Source organism: Bifidobacterium asteroides (assembly GCF_009683175.1).
In the GTDB taxonomy this organism is placed as follows: Bacteria; Actinomycetota; Actinomycetes; order Actinomycetales; family Bifidobacteriaceae; genus Bombiscardovia; species Bombiscardovia asteroides_H.
This window is the reverse complement of the sequence record NZ_WKKW01000004.1, coordinates 131,101-147,485: the sequence shown is the minus strand read 5'-3', so window position 1 is coordinate 147,485 and position 16,385 is coordinate 131,101. Positions and strand designations below refer to the sequence as shown.

The following is a 16,385-nucleotide window of genomic DNA, read 5'->3' as shown; positions in this document are numbered from 1 at the left end:
CTTCAACAGGCCGGTCATGGCCTGGTCTGATAGACGGCGCGTGCTAGCGTTGTCCCCAGTATCGTACCAATGGAAGAGAGGTAGCAGATGGACGTAGGACAGATTGCCGGCCTGATAGCGGCCATTGCCTTCGCTATCCTGGCAGGGTTTCTGATCTATCCCCTGATTCGTCTGGGGAAGCTCTTCGACCAGCTGGCGCAGACCATCAAGCAGGCGGGCGACCATGTCGTGCCCACCCTGGACGAGTCCACCAGCACGGTCACCCAGCTCAACCAGACCCTGACCGACGTCAATCGCATCTCCGCAGCGGCCTCGACCACGGCAGGCAACCTCGGCGCCCTGACCGACCTGTACGGATCGATGCTGGGCAAGCCGGTCATCAAGGTGGCAGCCTTCCTCTATGCCCTGCGCAAGACGATCTCGTCATTCCTCTCAGGAGGCAGCAATAGCGCCGAATCCAAGCCCGTAGCAGCCAAAAGAGCCAATGATGGCCAGGGGAACGAGGGGAGGACCCGCTGATGTTCAAACGGATCTTCTGGATGGGGCTGGGCGTCACGGCAGGCGTGGTCCTGGTGACCAAGGCCGAAGCCTATGTGAGGGCCAATACCCCCAAGCGTGCAAGGGAATTCGTGCTGGGCGAGGATCAGGACCAGGTGGCTTCCAGGACCCTGTCCGGTCTGGTGCGCCAGTTCACCCAGACAATGCATCAGCGGCAGGACGAGCTGGACCGCCGCTATCTGGACCGTTTCCAGGGCTGAGCCTGGGGCGGACAGGCCAGGACAGATGCGCCTGGTCGGTGTAAAATCACCATATTCAGCTATCAGTCCGGAGTGCGAGCAACCTGTCCGCGCCCCGGACAACCGAGTCATTTGGACAACCCGTAATCCAGTCGGCGTTCACCGGGTCTGAAGGAGCAGAAGCAGCATGCGCACATCGGAAATCGCCAAGCGTTTCCTCGATTATTTCCAGGACAAGGATCATCTGGTGGTTCCCTCCGCCTCCCTGATCTCGCCCAATCCCACCACGCTCTTCACCATCGCCGGCATGGTCCCCTTCATCCCCTACCTGCTGGGGGAACAGACCCCGCCCAAGAGCCGGATGGCCAGCAACCAGAAGTGCGTGCGCACCCTGGACATCGACGAGGTGGGCAAGACCACCCGTCACGGCACCTTCTTCCAGATGCTGGGCAACTTCTCCTTCGGGGACTACTTCAAGGAGGAGGCCATCCACTATGCCTGGGACCTGCTGACCAAGTCCCAGGACCAGGGCGGCTACGGCTTCGACCCCGAAACGATCTGGGTGACCACCTACACCGACGATGACGAGGCCCGCTCCCTGTGGAAGAACGAGGGCTTCGACCCCGAACACATGGAGATCCTGGGCATGGAGGACAACTTCTGGACCACCGGCGGCCCCGGTCCCGGCGGTCCCTGCTCCGAGATCTACGTGGATCGCGGCCCTGCCTACGGCAAGGAGGGCGGCCCCTCGGCGGACGAGAACCGATACATCGAGATCTGGGATCTGGTCTTCGAAAACTATGAGGTGGACAACGTCCGCTCCAAGACCGACCTGCACATCGTGGGCGAGCTGGAGCACAAGAACATCGATACCGGCGCCGGATTGGAGCGCCTGGCCTACCTGCTTCAGGGCAAGCAGAACATCTACGAGACCGACGAGGTCTATCCCGTCATCCAGGCGGCCGAGGGCCTGTCTGGTCGGCACTACGGCGATGACGCCCAGGATGACGTGCGCTTCCGTGTGGTGGCAGACCATGTTCGCTCGGCTTTGATGATCATGAGCGACGGTGTCCGCCCCAGCAACGTCGGCCGTGGCTATGTGCTGCGCCGTCTGCTGCGCCGGACGATCCGCTCCATGAAGATGCTGGGTGTGGACCAGGAGGTTCTGCCCCAGCTCTTCCCGGTCTCCAAGGAGGCCATGGCCCCCAGCTACCCAGAGCTCAACGACACCTTCTCCGAGGTGGCCGAATCGGCCTATGGCGAGGAGCTGGCCTTCCGCCGGACCCTGGACAAGGGAACCACCATTTTGGATACGGCCGTCAACAAGGCCAAGAGCGGGAAGGGCGATCCCGAGGTCTCCGGCAAGGATGCCTTCACCCTGCATGACACTTACGGTTTCCCCATCGAACTGACCCTGGAGATGGCTGCCGAACAGGGCGTCAAGGTGGATCAGGACGAGTTCCGGAGGCTCATGAACGAGCAGAAGTCCAGAGCCCGCGCCGATGCCATGAAGAAGCGGCACAACGTGGACCTGAGCGTATACGACGATATGCGCAAGAGCCTGGACGAACCTCAGGTCTTCCTGGGCTACACCGACTTTTCCAGCCGCTCGACCGTCCTGGGCATCATCCAGGAGGGCAAGGGGGCGGTTCCGGCCGTCAAGGCCCCTGCCCAGGTCGAGGTGATTCTGGACCGCACGCCCTTCTACGCCGAGGCCGGTGGCCAGCTGGCCGACCAGGGCGAGATTCTGACCGACGATGGGGCCGTCCTGGAGGTGGACGACGTGCAGAAGCCCATCAAGGGGCTGACCATCCACCGCTGCCGGCTGACGGAAGGAACGCTGACCCTGCAGGCCAAGGTCACGGCCACCATCGACCGGAACCGGCGCGGTGCCATCGCCCGTTCGCACACCGCCACGCACATGGTCCACAAGGCCCTGCGAGAGGAACTGGGTCCCCAGGCCACGCAGCGCGGTTCCGAGGATGCACCCAACAGGCTGCGTTTCGACTTCCAGTGGTCGCAGGCCCCCAGCCGCCAGGCCATGGATGCTGTGGAAGCCCGTGTCAACGATCGTCTGCGGGACAACCTGGCCGTGACCGCTCAGGAGATGAAATACGACGACGCCATCGCCCTGGGCGCCATGCACCTGTTCGGGGAGAAGTACGGCGACGTGGTCCGTGTGGTCTCGATCGGCGAGGACGGCTGGAGCCGTGAGCTCTGCGGGGGAACCCATGTGGACCACGTGGGCAAGATCGGCGCGGTCTCCATCATGTCCGAGGCCTCGGTGGGCACCGGCGTCCGTCGTGTCGATGCCGTGGTGGGTCAGGGGGCCTACGAATACAACGCCCGTGAGCACGCCCTGGTCTCTCAGCTCTCCGACAAGCTCAACGCCCGCCCTGACGAGCTTGAGTCCAGGATCTCTGCCCTGCTGGCCAAGCTCAAGGAGTCCGACCGCCGACTGGCGGCCACCTATGAGCAGCAGATGGCCCAGGCTGTGCCCGAGTTGGCCAACCAGGCCCTGCATGCTCCGGGCGAAGTCAAGATCGCATCCCGGAATATGGGGCATTTCGGCTCGGTCGATGCCCTGCGCAAGGCGGTGACAGACCTGAGGGGCCGCATGGGCGATGAATATCCCGTTGTGGTCGCCTTGGCCGGAGTCAGCGAGGATGAGAAGCCAGTCATCTTCGTAGCCACCAACCAGGCGGCCCGTGACCGCGGTCTCAGGGCCGGCGACCTGGTCAGGACGGCCTCCAGGGTCCTGGGAGGAGGAGGCGGCGGCAAGCCTGACTTCGCCCAGGGCGGCGGCCAGGATGCTTCGGCCATCGATCGGGCCTTGAAAGACCTGAGTGATCAGGTCCGAGAGGGCTGAGCTCTCCCGTGGGATCACAGACAGCCGTGTGGCTGGGGGTGGATCTTGGCGAAGCCAGGGTGGGTCTGGCCCTGTCGGACCCGGAGCTGACCCTGGCCTTTCCCGCCGGTAATATCAGGGTTCAGGGCGACTACTTTCAGGCCCTGGACCAGGTGGAAGACCTGATTATGGACAAGTGCGTGTCCCGAGTCGTGGTCGGACACCCCCTGCTTCTGAGCGGCCAGGCTGGTCGCAGTGCCAAAAAGGCGGCCCGTTGGGTGCGTGCCCTGACCAGTCGTCTGCAGGAGGATGCACACGATGCTGGCGTTGCCTCTGAGCAGCTGCCCAGTGTAGTATTGCGAGACGAACGACTGACGACCGTCAGCGCCCATCGTCAGCTGTATGATGCCCGCGTGGACGGGCGAAGACATCGTCCCGTGGTCGATCAGCAGTCCGCTGTTGTGCTGTTGCAGTCGGCCCTGGACGACCAACGTGCCGACAAGGAGTGCTAATTGGCCGACGACATGCAGGATTTCTTCCAGGACAAGGTCCAGTGGGTTGCCGACGGGCAGGCCCCGGTTTCCGCTATGCCGCCGCGTCCTCCTCGTTCACGTCGTGAGATGCGCCGTCGGCGCGAAAGACGCAAGCATCGCAAGCAGATCATGATCGTCATCATCGCCCTTGCGGTCGTGCTGGCCACCTCCTGCGTGGCGATTCTGGTGGGCGGGCTGCGCCATGGCGCCCCCCGGATCGTAGCCACCAAGGAGGTCGCCCCCGACTATCCAGGCCCGGGCGGTCAGCCCCTGGAGTTTACTGTCGAAAGCGGCGAGGGGGCTGATCAGGTGGGTGCCAATCTGGTCAAAGCCGGGGTGGTCAAGTCCACAGCCGCCTTCCTGCATGCCATCACAAGCACCCAGTCCGAATCCAGGCTCCTGCCTGGCACCTTCGATTTACGTCTGCGCATGAAGGCATCTGACGTAGTGGCCATTCTGACTGACCGGAGTAAGGCTGGAGGTTTCCTGCAGGTGAGGGCCGGCGAGCGGGTCCGCGATGTGGTTGCCCGGGCCGCCCAGCTCTCCGGGGTTCCACAGAGCGAATTCGACGCTCTGATCCAGGCCAAGGGCGAGGACATCCTGCCCCAGGAGGCGCAGGGTAACTTCGAGGGTTGGCTGCAGCCTGGCGAGTACGACGTGCGCAAGGCCGGGTCGGCCAAGGCCATCCTGGGCAACCTGGTCTCCAAGCGGATTGAGCACTTGGACCAGCTGGGCGTGCCCGGAGGCCAGGATCGGCAGACCATACTGAACACGGCCTCCATCACCGAGGCCGAGGTCAACAAGTCGGAATACTACAGCAAGGTGGCCAGGGTCATCGAAAACCGATTGGCCAAGGGAATGCCCCTGGGCATGGACAGTACCGTGGCCTACTCCAACAATGTCTCCGCCTTGAAGCTGACCGACGCCATGCTGAAGAATACCAACGACCCCTACAACACCAGGATCCACCAGGGTCTGCCACCAGGCCCCATCGGTAGCCCTGGGGACGAGGCCATCCAGGCGGTCATGCACCCTGAGTCGGGCGACTGGCTCTATTTTGTGACCGTCAACATGGACACGGGAGAGACCAGGTTCAGTGACAACCCTGATCAGTTCAACCGTGATGTCAAGGAGTACAAAGCCTGGGAGTCCAAGCACAACGAGCAGAGCAAGTAGCACCTTGTTCCAGAATCTCAGTTGCCGGTCCTAGATGGCATCAATGATCAGGGTCACCACCGCTGCGGCGAGGATGACCGGGACGTAGGCCAGTGAGAGAAGGTTGTTCGTTCTGTCGGGTCTACGGCGGCGAGCCAACCAGACCAGAGCGAGTGCAACCAGCCCCAGCAGGCCCATCATCAGCCACCAGATCAGGATGGCTGTCCACCCCAGAACTGATAGACTCAGGGCGACCAGACCCGTAGCGGTCACGTCGCCCAGTCCCAGCGCGCCGGGTCGGACCAGGGCCAGCAGAAACTGAAGGCCTGCAGAGGCCAGAGTCAGCAACAGGCACTGCGCGAGTAGCATCGGCCGGGCCTGGATCAGGGAAAAGACCAGCAGCGTTATGGTCTGCAACGCCAGTCCCAAGAGCACCAGAAGACGCGGGACTCGCCGGGAGCGGATGTCGATCAGGGCCAGGAGGAGCGCAGTCAGCAGTCCCGGCGCTGGGATGAGGTAGACCATCTTCTAAGATAATCATACGTAGCCCTAACCTGGCAAACGAGGAACGAACGAGGAGCTTGAATATGTTGCGCTGGCAGACGGCAGGGGAATCCCATGGAGAGGTCCTGGTGGCCATGATGGAGGGTCTGCCCGCCGGGGTTGCCGTGTCCACCAAGGACATCGAATCGGCCCTGGCTCGTCGTCGGCTGGGCTACGGCCGTGGGGCCAGAATGGGCTTTGAGCAGGACAAGGTTCGGCTGTTGACCGGAGTCAGGCATGGACGGACGCTAGGTTCACCGGTGGCCATCGAGATCGGCAACACGGAGTGGCCCAAGTGGGAGCAGGTCATGAGCGTGGACGAGCTGCCTGCCGATCAGGAGCCCCCGGCGACCGGTCGCAACGCCCCGCTGACCAGGCCCAGGCCCGGTCACGCCGATCTGACCGGCATGCGCAAGTACGGGTTTACGGATGCGCGTCCGGTCCTTGAGCGCTCCTCGGCCAGGGAGACCGCCTCCAGGGTGGCCTTGGGATCGGTGGCCGCAGACTTCCTGCAGCAGGCCCTGGGCATACGGACCGTTTCCCACGTCATCTCCATAGCCGGGGTCGGCCTGGAAGGGCATGAGGTCACGCCCGGCCCTGAGGACGGACCCGCTTTGGACGCCTCGCCGGTCAGGACCCTGGACAAGGACGCCGAGAAGCGGATGATGGCCAGAATCGACCAGATCAAGAAGGACGGCGACACCGCGGGCGGGGTCTTCGAGGTCATCGCCTATGGCGTGCCTGCAGGACTGGGCACCTATGTGGAGGACGACCGACGTCTGGATGCGGCTCTGGCCAGTGCCTTCATGAGCATTCAGGCCATCAAAGGCGTGGAGATCGGTGATGGATTCAGCGAGGCTGATCGCCCCGGATCACAGGCCCACGACGAGATGGAGCCCGGTCCGGACGGCACCATCCGCAGGCTCAGCAACCATGCAGGCGGTCTGGAGGGCGGCACCTCCAACGGTCAGCCCATCAGGGTGAGGGCCGCCATGAAGCCCATCTCCTCGGTTCCTCGGGCCCTGCGCACGGTGGATGTGGCCACAGGTCAGCCTGCGCAGGCCATCCATCAGCGTTCCGACGTGACCGCCGTGCCTGCCGCCGCAGTGATTGGCGAAGCCATGATGAACCTGACTTTGGCGCGATTCGCCCTGGGAAAGTTCGGCGGCGACTCACTCGAGGAAGTTCGGCGCAACGCCCAGGCCTACCTGCAGTCCTGGCCCGAGCATCTGCGGTGAAGGGCGGAATCGCATGATTGACAGCAGCAGCATGCCCAAGGCCGTCGTCATCGGCATGCCCGGTGCGGGCAAGACCCGTCTGGGCAGGGAGACGGCCGCCCTGATCAAGGCGCCCTTCCGGGATACGGACCAGTGCATCGAGGAAGAGTCAGGCCAATCAGTCAGCGAGATCTTCGACACTCAAGGCGAGCAGGCTTTCCGTGACATGGAGACACGGGCGGTCCTGGACCTTTTGAAGGACTTTCCCGGCGGCATCCTCTCCCTGGGGGGAGGGGCTCCCATGAGCACCGGGGTCTTCCAGGCGCTGCAGGATTATCGGCGAGCAGGCGGTGCTGTGGTCTACCTGCAGATCGACCCCGAGGAAGGGGTCAGCCGGGCGGCTCGGTCGGATCACCGCCCCCTTCTTCGCGGCGGCGCATCGGAGCGCTGGATGGCCCTCTATCGCGAGCGTCGCAGCGTCTACCAGGAGCTGGCCACCATCACCCTCAAATCCAGGAACACCACCCCTCGCGCTCTGGCTCGACGGCTGGCCGATGCATTGACCGAGCGTGTGGTTCACGTCAGCGGTCCCGACCCCTACGATGTGAGGATTGGCGCAGGTGTGACCGGGCGACTGCATGAGCTGCTTGGAGACCAGACCATGCGGGTGGCTCTGATTCACACCCAGCCGGTCCAACGCCATTCCGACCATGCCCGGGCCCTGCTTCGCCAGGCCGGGTATCAGGTGGTGGATCTGACCATTCCTGATGCGGAGGCCGGCAAGACCATCCAGGTCAGCCAAGGAATCTGGGAGCGCCTGGCCACCGAGGGCTTCACCCGTTCCGACGCGGTTGTGGGACTGGGCGGGGGAGCGGCCACAGACCAAGCCGGGTTCATCGCCGCCACTTGGATGCGGGGCATCCGCTATGTGAACTGCCCCACCTCCCTGCTGGCCATGGTAGACGCCTCCACCGGAGGGAAAACCGGTATCAACCTGGAGCAGGGCAAGAATCTGGTCGGCAGCTTCTATACCCCTGCTGGCGTCCTGGCTGATCTGCGGACCCTGCGGACCCTGCCCAATGAGATCTTTGTAGAGGGACTGGGCGAGGTGGCCAAGTCCGGTTTCATCATGGACGGCGGCATCCTGCGTGAGCTGGAGGAGCGTGCCGAGTCCCTTCGCTCCTTCGACGGACAGGAGTCTGATCAGTGGCTGGGAACGGTGGTTCAGGATCTGATCGAACGCACCGTCGAGGTCAAGGCGCGGCATGTCTCAGTGGACCTCAAGGAGTCCGGCCTTCGGGAGTTTCTCAACTACGGGCACACCCTGGGCCACGCCATCGAGAAAATCGAACATTTCACCTGGCGGCATGGTCAGGCCGTGTCTGTGGGCATGGTCTTTGCAGCCGAGCTGGCCAGGATCACGGGCCATCTGGATCAGGAGGCGGTCGACTACCACCGGCGGCTTCTTTCCTCCTTGGGCCTGCGAACCTGGTGGAATGGCGGGGACTTCGACCAGGTGCTCGCCCTCATGCATCGGGACAAAAAGGCCCGTGGCAACAAGTTGCGGTTTATCATTCTTGATGGTTTGGGCAAACCCACCCACCTGGACGACCCGCCGGTCTCGGCGCTCAAGGAGGCCTTCCAGGCCATACGCAAGGAGGAATGACAGATGGCGGATGCCGACAAGGGCAGGCAGAAGGTGCTGGTGGTCAACGGACCCAACCTGGGTCGGCTGGGTGTGCGTGACCCTGATGTCTACGGTCGTCAGGATCTGGCGACGCTGACCCGTGACTGCGAAGACTGGGGTCAGCAGCTGGGTTTGGATGTTCAGGTTTTGCAATCGGACGACGAAGGCCAGGTCATCGGTTGGATGCATCAGGCCGTGGACCAGGGCAGCGCAGTGGTGCTCAACCCCGCCGCCTTCACCCACTACAGCTACGGTCTTGCCGATGCCGCCGTCCAGGTCACCCAGGCAGGGCTGCCGCTGATGGAGGTCCATATCTCCAATCCCTCGTCCAGAGAGGCCTTCCGTCGGCGCAGTGTCATCTCGCCTGTGGCCACCGGAACCATCACCGGCATGGGCTTCTACGGCTACCGGCTGGCCCTGGAGGCTGTGGCCCACCTGCTGGAGACCGCATGAGCGAGAGCGGGGAGACCGGCAGGAAACTCCCCGCACCGCCCAAGGCCATCCTTGTCCGCGGCGCCAGGGTCCACAACCTGCGCAATCTGGATGTCGACATTCCTTTGAACCGCCTGGTGGGCATCGCCGGGGTCTCGGGCTCCGGCAAGTCCTCGCTGGCTCTGGGGGTCCTCTATGCCGAGGGTTCCCGCCGCTACCTGGAATCCCTGTCCACCTACACCAGAAGGCGGATGACCCAGGCCCAGCGTCCCCAGGTGGAGTCGGTGCGTTTCCTGCCTCCTGCCCTGGCCCTGCGCCAACGCCCGGGTGTGGGCGGCATGCGATCCACCTTCGGCACCGCCACCGAGCTGCTCAACGTGCTCAGACTGATGTTCTCCCGGCTGTCCAGCCATGTCTGCCCCAATGGCCATCGCCAGGAGCCCACCCTGGCTGTGGCGGCCGAGATGCCTATCACCTGTCCGGTCTGCGGCGCTAAGGTGGAGCCCCCCAGCGCCGAGGAGCTGGCCTTCAACTCCCTGGGAGCCTGCCCCACCTGCCAGGGGACCGGGACCGTGCGCGAGGTGGACGACGCTACCCTGGTCCCCGACGACAGCCTGACCATCGACCAGGGGGCCGTGGTGCCCTGGCGGACCTTCGGCTTCAATGTCCAGCCCGACATCGTTCGCGAGTTCGGAGTCCGCACCGACGTGCCCTGGCGGGATCTGACCGATCGGGAGCGGAGGATCGTCTTCGAGGGCCCGGCCGAGAAGAAGCACATCACCATCACTTCGATCAAGGGGGTCCACGAGCTGGACTTCACCTTCCGCAACGCACGGTTGACCGTGACCGAGGAGCTCAAGAGGGCCAACGACGACAAGCGTCTGGCCAAGGTGGCCAAGTTCCTGACCGAGCGGACCTGCCCGGACTGCAAGGGCACCAGGCTCAACCAGCAGGCGCGTCTGCCCGAGATCAACGGGGACAATCTGGCCGAGGTCACCTCCTGGCCCCTGGATAAGGTGCTGGACTGGGGTCGGAAACTGCCGCCCACATTGCCCGAACCCATGCGGCCCATGGCCTCGGCCCTGTGCAAGACCCTGGACGAGATGGGCAGGCGGTTGATCCAGCTGGGACTGAGCTACCTGACACTGGACCGCTCCAGTGCCTCCCTTTCCACAGGTGAGCGGCAGCGGGCCCAGCTGGCCAGGGCCGTGCGCAACGAGACCACCGGCGTGCTCTATGTGCTGGACGAGCCCTCGACCGGTCTGCATCCTGCCAACCTGGAGGGGCTCATAGGGGTCATGCGCGACCTGCTGGCCGACGGCAATTCGGTGGTTTTCGTCGACCACGACGTCAAGGTTCTGCAATCAGCCGACTATCTGATTGAAATGGGTCCCGGGGCAGGGGAGCGCGGCGGCAGGATACTCGCCCAGGGAGCCCCAGAGCGAATCGCCGCAGACCCGGATTCGCGCATCGCCGGCTTTTTGGACGGACGTGAATCCGTTTTGGTACGGGACCGGCATCCCATGCCTGCAGGGAATGGGTGGATCCGCATGCAGTCAGGACCCATTCACACGGTCCACCCTCTGGATCTGGCCATTCCTCGTGGATGCATGACGGCTGTGACCGGCGTATCCGGCTCCGGCAAGACCACCATGATCCTGGAGTCCCTGGTCCCGGCCCTTCAGGCCCGCATCCAAGGCCACCCCATGCCCAAGCATGTGCATAGCCTGGATCCGGCGGGCATCGACAGGGTTCGCCTGGTGGACTCCTCGCCCATCGGCATCAACGTGCGCTCCACGGTGGCCACCTACTCGGGGCTCATGGACCGGCTGCGCCGCCTCTTTGCAGCCACTGACCAGGCGAAAAAGGACAAGCTCGGCATCTCGGCATTCTCATACAACACCGGATCCCTGCGCTGCCCACAGTGCGACGGAACCGGGCAGATCAGCCTGGACGTGCAGTTCCTGCCCGACATCCCCATCACCTGTCCCAGCTGTCAGGGTCGTCGATACCGTCCGGAGGCCGAGCACTATCGCCTGTCCACGCCGTCCCACCAGGAGCCGCTGAGCCTGCCCGATCTGCTGGCCATGGAGGTGGGCCGGGCCCTGGAGGTCTTCGCACAGGGCCGCGAGTACACAGCCATCCGCCGAGGCTTGCAGACCTTGAAGGACCTGGGCCTGGACTACCTGACCCTGGGGGAGGACACCCCATCCCTGTCTGGCGGGGAGGCCCAGCGGCTGAAGCTGTCCAACGAGCTGGGCCGCAGGCAGAATGGCTCCATGTTCGTCCTGGACGAGCCCACCACCGGCCTGCATCCCTTGGATGTGCGCGTCCTGATTGGAGTGCTGGAACGTCTGGTCAGCAAGGGGGCCACGGTTGTCTTCATCGAGCACGATCTGGACATGATCGCCAACGCCGACCATGTGGTCGATATGGGCCCGGGGGGCGGTGATCGGGGCGGAAGAATCGTGGCCCAGGGCGACCCTGAATCCGTGGCCCGCAACCCGGATTCGGTGACCGGCCGCTACCTGGGTGACCACCTGCATCTGAGCCGTGCCTGAATCCGTCCCTCCTCCTCGAGTGTTGGCCGGTTTCTGGTCGCTCCTGCCTGATAGGCTGAAGTTCCATGGTCAGAGAACATGGAAATTCGCAAGGGCATATCACCAAACACATTTTCGTCACCGGCGGCGTGGTCTCTTCACTGGGCAAGGGGCTGACCGCATCCTCTCTGGGCCGACTGCTGAGAAGCCGCGGAATCCGCGTTCTTCAACAGAAGCTGGATCCCTACATCAACGTCGATCCGGGGACCATGAACCCCTTCCAACACGGCGAGGTCTACGTGACCGAGGACGGGGCCGAGACCGACCTGGACATCGGCCACTATGAGCGTTTCACCGACGTCTTCCTCTCCCAGAAGGCCAACGTGACCACCGGCCAGATCTACCAGTCCGTCCTGCGCAAGGAGCGGGCGGGGGAGTACCTGGGCCAGTGCGTCCAGGTCATTCCCCACGTGACCAACGAGATCAAGAGCCGCATGCGGGCCCAGGCCAGCGACGATGTGGATGTGATCATCACCGAGATCGGCGGGACCGTGGGCGACATCGAGTCCCAGCCCTTCATGGAGGCCGCCCGCGAGGTGCGTCGGGACATCGGCCCGGACAACTGCATGTTCGTCCATGTCTCCCTGGTGCCCTACGTGGCCGCCGCCCACGAGCTCAAGACCAAGCCCACCCAGCACTCGGTCATGGCCCTGCGCCAGCTGGGCATCGCCCCCGATGCCCTGGTGCTGCGCTCGGACCGGCCGCTCAACCAGGGCATCAAGGACAAGATCTCCCTGATGTGCGATGTGGATGCCGAGGGCGTGGTCAACTGTGTGGATGCGCCCAGCATCTACGACGTGCCCAAGATCCTCTACAAGGAGGGTCTGGATACCTACGTGGTGCGCAAGCTGGGGCTGCCCTTCCACGACGTCGACTGGAACGAGTGGGAGGACCTGCTGGACCGGGTCCACAACCCCCGTACCAAGGTGGCCATCGCCATCGTGGGCAAGTACATCGACCTGCCTGACGCCTACCTGTCGGTCATCGAGGCGCTGAAGGCCGGCGGCTTCGCCAACTGGTCCCAGGTGCAGGTCAAGCTGGTGGCGGCCGACACCTGCGAGACCATGGATGGTGCCCGCAAGGCCCTGGAGGGCGTGGACGGCATCGTGGTCCCCGGAGGCTTCGGCATCCGCGGCATCGAGGGCAAGATCGGAGCCCTGCGTTACGCCCGCGAGACCGGCCTGCCAGCCCTGGGACTCTGCCTGGGTCTGCAGTCCATGGTCATCGAGTTCGCCCGCCACGTCCTGGGGCTGGAGGACGCCAACTCCTCGGAGTTCGAGCCTGACTGCGAGAACCCGGTCATCGCCACCATGGAGGAGCAGAAGGACATCGTGGCCGGCCACGGCGACATGGGCCACACCATGCGGCTGGGCGCCTACCCGGCGGTGCTCAAGCCCGATTCCCTGGTGGCCCGGCTCTACGGCTCCACCGAGATCTCCGAGCGTCACCGCCACCGTTACGAGGTCAACGTGGCCTACAAGGAGCGGCTGGATAAGGCCGGACTGCACATCTCGGGCACCAGCCCGGACGGGCAGCTGACCGAGTTCGTGGAGCTCTCGCAGGACCAGCACCCCTTCTATGTGGGCACCCAGGCCCACCCGGAGTTCAAGTCCCGGCCCACCAAGCCGCACCCCCTCTTCGCCGGCCTGGTCAAGGCCAGCCTGGAGCACGGAGGCCAGGAGGCCGCCTGAGGTCGATTCCTTTCGGACCCTTTCGGTATGATCGCTCGTTTCCCTCTTGTGGGGAGGCGGGCGATTGTCCATATCGGCGCTCTTGTCAAGAGGAAGTGTCGGATTCCTTAGAGAGCGTAAGCCCGGGTCTGGCGGTTCACCAGTGCCCTGGTTATCCTGTAATGGTGTGATCGGCCGCATATGGCGGCCGTGCGTGTGTTAGGAGGTCTCAGCTCGTGGACAGCACCTCGCAGCGGACAGACACATCGCGGGATGTGGAAATGAGCCAGTATGTGGCCGACCGCTCCCGCGTCAATGAAGAAAAAATCAAAAAAGACGACCAGATCATCTCCGAGTTCGGCGACTATACCTATGGCTGGCATGACTCCGACGATGCCGGGCGCAACGCCCACAAGGGCATCGACGAGGACGTGGTCCGGGCGATTTCGGCCGACAAGGGCGAGCCTGACTGGATGCTGCAGATGCGTCTCAAGGGTTATCGGGCCTTCATGGAGAAGCCCATGCCCAAGTGGGGCGTGGATTTGAGCGGGTTCGATGCCGACGACTTCAAGTACTACGTCAAGCCCTTGAAGGAGCAAGCCAAGGACTGGAAGGACCTGCCCGACGACATCCGCACCACCTATGACCGGCTGGGCATCCCCGAGGCCGAGAAGAAACGGTTGGTCTCCGGCGTTGCCGCCCAGTACGAGTCCGAGGTCATCTACAACTCCATCCGCGAAGACCTGCGCAAACAGGGGGTCATCTTCCTGGATACGGACACGGCCCTCAAGGAGTACCCGGACCTCTTCCGCAAGTACTTCGCCACGGTCATCCCTCCTGATGACAACAAGTTCGCCGCCCTGAACACGGCGGCCTGGTCGGGCGGATCCTTCGTATACGTGCCCAAGGGCGTCCATGTGGACATCCCCTTGCAGGCATACTTCCGCATCAACACGCCCAACATGGGGCAGTTCGAGCGCACGCTGATCATCGCCGACGAAGGTTCCTACGTCCACTATGTGGAAGGCTGCACGGCCCCCATCTACTCCACCGACTCCCTGCATGCGGCCAACGTGGAGATTGTGGTCGAGCCCCACGCTCGTGTGCGCTACACCACGGTCCAGAACTGGTCCAACAACGTCTACAATCTGGTCACCCAGCGTGCCTATGTGCGCGAGGGCGGCACCATGGAGTGGGTTGACGGCAATATCGGATCCAAGGCCACCATGAAGTACCCGGCCTGCATCCTGGCCGAGCCCTACGCCAAGGCCGAGACCCTCTCCCTGGGCTTCGCCGGCAAAGGCCAGTACCAGGACACGGGCGCCAAGATGATCCACCTGGCACCCCACACCTCCTCCACCATCGTCTCCAAGTCCATCTCCCGCAACGGGGGGAGGGCCGCATACCGTGGCCTGGTCAAGATCATCAAGGGGGCCGAGAAGTCCTCCTCCTCGGTGGTCTGCGATGCCCTGCTGGTGGACGACTACTCCCGCTCGGACACATACCCGCACGTGGATGTTCGCGAGGACGACGTCTCCATGGCCCACGAGGCCACCGTCTCCAAGGTCTCCGAGGACCAGCTCTTTTATCTGATGAGCCGCGGCCTGGAGGAGAAGGAGGCCATGGGCATGATCGTGCGCGGGTTCGTGGAGCCCATCTCCCGGCAGCTGCCCATGGAGTACGCGTTGGAGCTCAACCGCTTGGTCGAATTGCAGATGGAGGGTTCGGTAGGCTGATGTCACAGAAGAGCGAAGTAACCATTCCGCACGCGGATCCCAAGGATCCCTATGCTTTCCCGGCCACCATGCCGTCCAGCGCCGACAAGGAGCCCCGCTCCTTCGATCCTGACGACTTCCCCATGCCCACCCGCAAGCAGGATGACTGGCGGTTCACCCCCATCGACCGGATGGAGGAGTTCTTCACCGTCTTCCAGCCCAGCGGCCTGACCAAGGTCTCGGTCTCCATGATCGACGGGTCGGAACCGCCTGCGGACCAGGTCAGCTTCAGCCGGATTCCCATGGATCAGGCCCCCTGCGGCACCGTCCTCAAGCCCAGCGACCGAGCAGCCGCTGTGGAGTGGGCCAGCGGCAAACAGGCGACCGTGGTCAACCTCAGGGGCACCCTGGATCAGCCCGTGCTGGTCCGTGTGGACGGCGGCGGCCCTGAATTGGACGCCTTCCACCTGGTCATCAAGGCAGAGGCGGGCACCAAGGCCGATCTGGTGGTTGAGCATCAGGGCCAGGCACGTCTGGCTGAGGGCGTTGAAATCGACATCGGTGACAATTCGCAGATGTCGACCACCTTCATCCAGGAGTGGGACAAGGGCAGCAAGCATGTAGGCAACCACCGCATCCACCTGGGCGCCGAGGCCTCCCTGCGTCACTCGGTGGTCAGCCTGGGCGGCGATGTGGTGCGGCTGCGGATGGACCAGGACTTCGGCGGCGAGCAGGGCGACCTGAACATGCTGGGCATCTATTTCGTCGATCCCGGCCAGCACATGGAGCACCGGACCATGGTGGTGCACAACCATCCCAACTGCAAGTCCCGTGTGGTCTACAAGGGGGCCCTGGACGGAATCGGCGCGCATACCACCTGGGTGGGCAACGCGCTCATTCAGCCCACCGCGCCTGGAACCGACTCCTACGAGCTCAACAGGAATCTGGTGCTGACCCCTGGGGCCATCGCCGACTCCGAGCCCAACCTGGAGATCGAGAACGGCGACATCATCGGGGCAGGCCATGCCAGTTCGGTCGGACGCTTCGACGACGAGGAGCTTTTCTACCTGCAGTCCCGCGGCATCCCCGAGCAGGAGGCCCGCAAGCTGGTGGTCCGGGGCTTCTTCGGAGAACTGGTGGAGGAGATCGATGTCCCCAGCGTCTCCGGGCACCTGATGGGGGTCATCGACCGCAGGCTGGCGGCCGGCGAGGATCAAGAGATGCAGCACGTTTTGGAGGAGAACTGAC

13 protein-coding genes are annotated in these 16,385 nt (G+C 63.9%); 12 read left to right on the top strand and 1 reads right to left on the bottom strand.

Translation table 11 applies throughout. The features are described from left to right. The first annotated feature begins 87 nt into the window (after positions 1 to 87). The 5 genes from GKC41_RS06850 (at position 88) to mltG (ending at position 5,294) form a co-directional block, all read left to right on the top strand. Positions 88 to 519, top strand: a complete 432-nt coding sequence (locus GKC41_RS06850) for a DUF948 domain-containing protein (protein ID WP_154313545.1) — start codon at positions 88 to 90, stop codon at positions 517 to 519. Further along, a complete protein-coding gene (locus tag GKC41_RS06845; RefSeq protein ID WP_024627396.1) occupies positions 519 to 758 on the top strand; it encodes a hypothetical protein in 240 nt (79 codons plus the stop codon). The genes GKC41_RS06850 and GKC41_RS06845 overlap by 1 nt, the downstream gene beginning before the upstream one ends. A 166-nt stretch (positions 759 to 924) precedes the next feature. Continuing rightward, entirely contained in the window at positions 925 to 3,606 is a 2,682-nt protein-coding gene (gene alaS / locus GKC41_RS06840) for an alanine--tRNA ligase (RefSeq protein WP_154313544.1), read from the top strand. 8 nt (positions 3,607 to 3,614) lie between these two features. Beyond that, positions 3,615 to 4,097 carry a Holliday junction resolvase RuvX gene (gene ruvX, locus GKC41_RS06835; protein ID WP_198177727.1) on the top strand — a complete coding sequence of 161 codons (483 nt, stop codon included), beginning with the start codon at positions 3,615 to 3,617 and terminating at the stop codon, positions 4,095 to 4,097. After that, the gene (mltG, locus tag GKC41_RS06830; RefSeq protein WP_154313542.1) at positions 4,098 to 5,294 is read left to right on the top strand and encodes an endolytic transglycosylase MltG; all 1,197 of its coding nucleotides are present in this window, start codon (positions 4,098 to 4,100) and stop codon (positions 5,292 to 5,294) included. Between the two features lie 30 nt (positions 5,295 to 5,324). On the opposite strand, the gene GKC41_RS06825 is transcribed toward mltG, so the two are convergent. Then, positions 5,325 to 5,798 (bottom strand): prepilin peptidase, encoded by a 474-nt coding sequence (locus tag GKC41_RS06825; RefSeq protein WP_154313541.1) that lies wholly within the window; start codon positions 5,796 to 5,798, stop codon positions 5,325 to 5,327. 62 nt (positions 5,799 to 5,860) lie between these two features. Between GKC41_RS06825 and aroC the strand changes: the two genes are divergently transcribed. From aroC to sufD, 7 genes are all read left to right on the top strand, one after another. Continuing rightward, positions 5,861 to 7,054 carry a chorismate synthase gene (aroC, locus tag GKC41_RS06820; RefSeq protein WP_154313540.1) on the top strand — a complete coding sequence of 398 codons (1,194 nt, stop codon included), beginning with the start codon at positions 5,861 to 5,863 and terminating at the stop codon, positions 7,052 to 7,054. A gap of 13 nt (positions 7,055 to 7,067) precedes the next feature. Beyond that, positions 7,068 to 8,699, top strand: a complete 1,632-nt coding sequence (locus GKC41_RS06815) for a bifunctional shikimate kinase/3-dehydroquinate synthase (protein WP_154313539.1) — start codon at positions 7,068 to 7,070, stop codon at positions 8,697 to 8,699. Positions 8,700 to 8,702: 3 nt separating this feature from the next. Further along, entirely contained in the window at positions 8,703 to 9,173 is a 471-nt protein-coding gene (gene aroQ, locus GKC41_RS06810; RefSeq protein ID WP_154313538.1) for a type II 3-dehydroquinate dehydratase, read from the top strand. Beyond that, entirely contained in the window at positions 9,170 to 11,713 is a 2,544-nt protein-coding gene (locus tag GKC41_RS06805; protein WP_154313537.1) for an excinuclease ABC subunit UvrA, read from the top strand. Before aroQ ends, GKC41_RS06805 begins: the two co-directional genes overlap by 4 nt. A gap of 65 nt (positions 11,714 to 11,778) precedes the next feature. Then, positions 11,779 to 13,443, top strand: a complete 1,665-nt coding sequence (locus GKC41_RS06800) for a CTP synthase (protein WP_045935429.1) — start codon at positions 11,779 to 11,781, stop codon at positions 13,441 to 13,443. A gap of 260 nt (positions 13,444 to 13,703) precedes the next feature. Beyond that, positions 13,704 to 15,158, top strand: coding sequence for a Fe-S cluster assembly protein SufB (sufB, locus tag GKC41_RS06795; RefSeq protein WP_154313578.1), 1,455 nt, complete (start codon positions 13,704 to 13,706; stop codon positions 15,156 to 15,158). Next, complete coding sequence (sufD, locus tag GKC41_RS06790) at positions 15,158 to 16,384, top strand: Fe-S cluster assembly protein SufD (RefSeq protein WP_045924506.1); 1,227 nt, start codon at positions 15,158 to 15,160, stop codon at positions 16,382 to 16,384. Before sufB ends, sufD begins: the two co-directional genes overlap by 1 nt. The last annotated feature ends 1 nt before the right edge of the window (position 16,385 follow it).

Excerpts from the sequence above, each read along its gene's own strand:
- GKC41_RS06850 (WP_154313545.1), top strand. The coding sequence starts at position 88 with ATGGACGTAGGACAGATTGCCGGCCTGATAGCGGCCATTGCCTTCGCT.
- GKC41_RS06845 (WP_024627396.1), top strand. The coding sequence starts at position 519 with ATGTTCAAACGGATCTTCTGGATGGGGCTGGGCGTCACGGCAGGCGTG.
- alaS (WP_154313544.1), top strand. The coding sequence starts at position 925 with ATGCGCACATCGGAAATCGCCAAGCGTTTCCTCGATTATTTCCAGGAC.
- GKC41_RS06825 (WP_154313541.1), bottom strand. The coding sequence starts at position 5,798 with ATGGTCTACCTCATCCCAGCGCCGGGACTGCTGACTGCGCTCCTCCTG.
- aroC (WP_154313540.1), top strand. The coding sequence starts at position 5,861 with ATGTTGCGCTGGCAGACGGCAGGGGAATCCCATGGAGAGGTCCTGGTG.
- GKC41_RS06815 (WP_154313539.1), top strand. The coding sequence starts at position 7,068 with ATGATTGACAGCAGCAGCATGCCCAAGGCCGTCGTCATCGGCATGCCC.
- aroQ (WP_154313538.1), top strand. The coding sequence starts at position 8,703 with ATGGCGGATGCCGACAAGGGCAGGCAGAAGGTGCTGGTGGTCAACGGA.
- GKC41_RS06805 (WP_154313537.1), top strand. The coding sequence starts at position 9,170 with ATGAGCGAGAGCGGGGAGACCGGCAGGAAACTCCCCGCACCGCCCAAG.
- GKC41_RS06800 (WP_045935429.1), top strand. The coding sequence starts at position 11,779 with ATGGTCAGAGAACATGGAAATTCGCAAGGGCATATCACCAAACACATT.
- sufB (WP_154313578.1), top strand. The coding sequence starts at position 13,704 with ATGAGCCAGTATGTGGCCGACCGCTCCCGCGTCAATGAAGAAAAAATC.
- sufD (WP_045924506.1), top strand. The coding sequence starts at position 15,158 with ATGTCACAGAAGAGCGAAGTAACCATTCCGCACGCGGATCCCAAGGAT.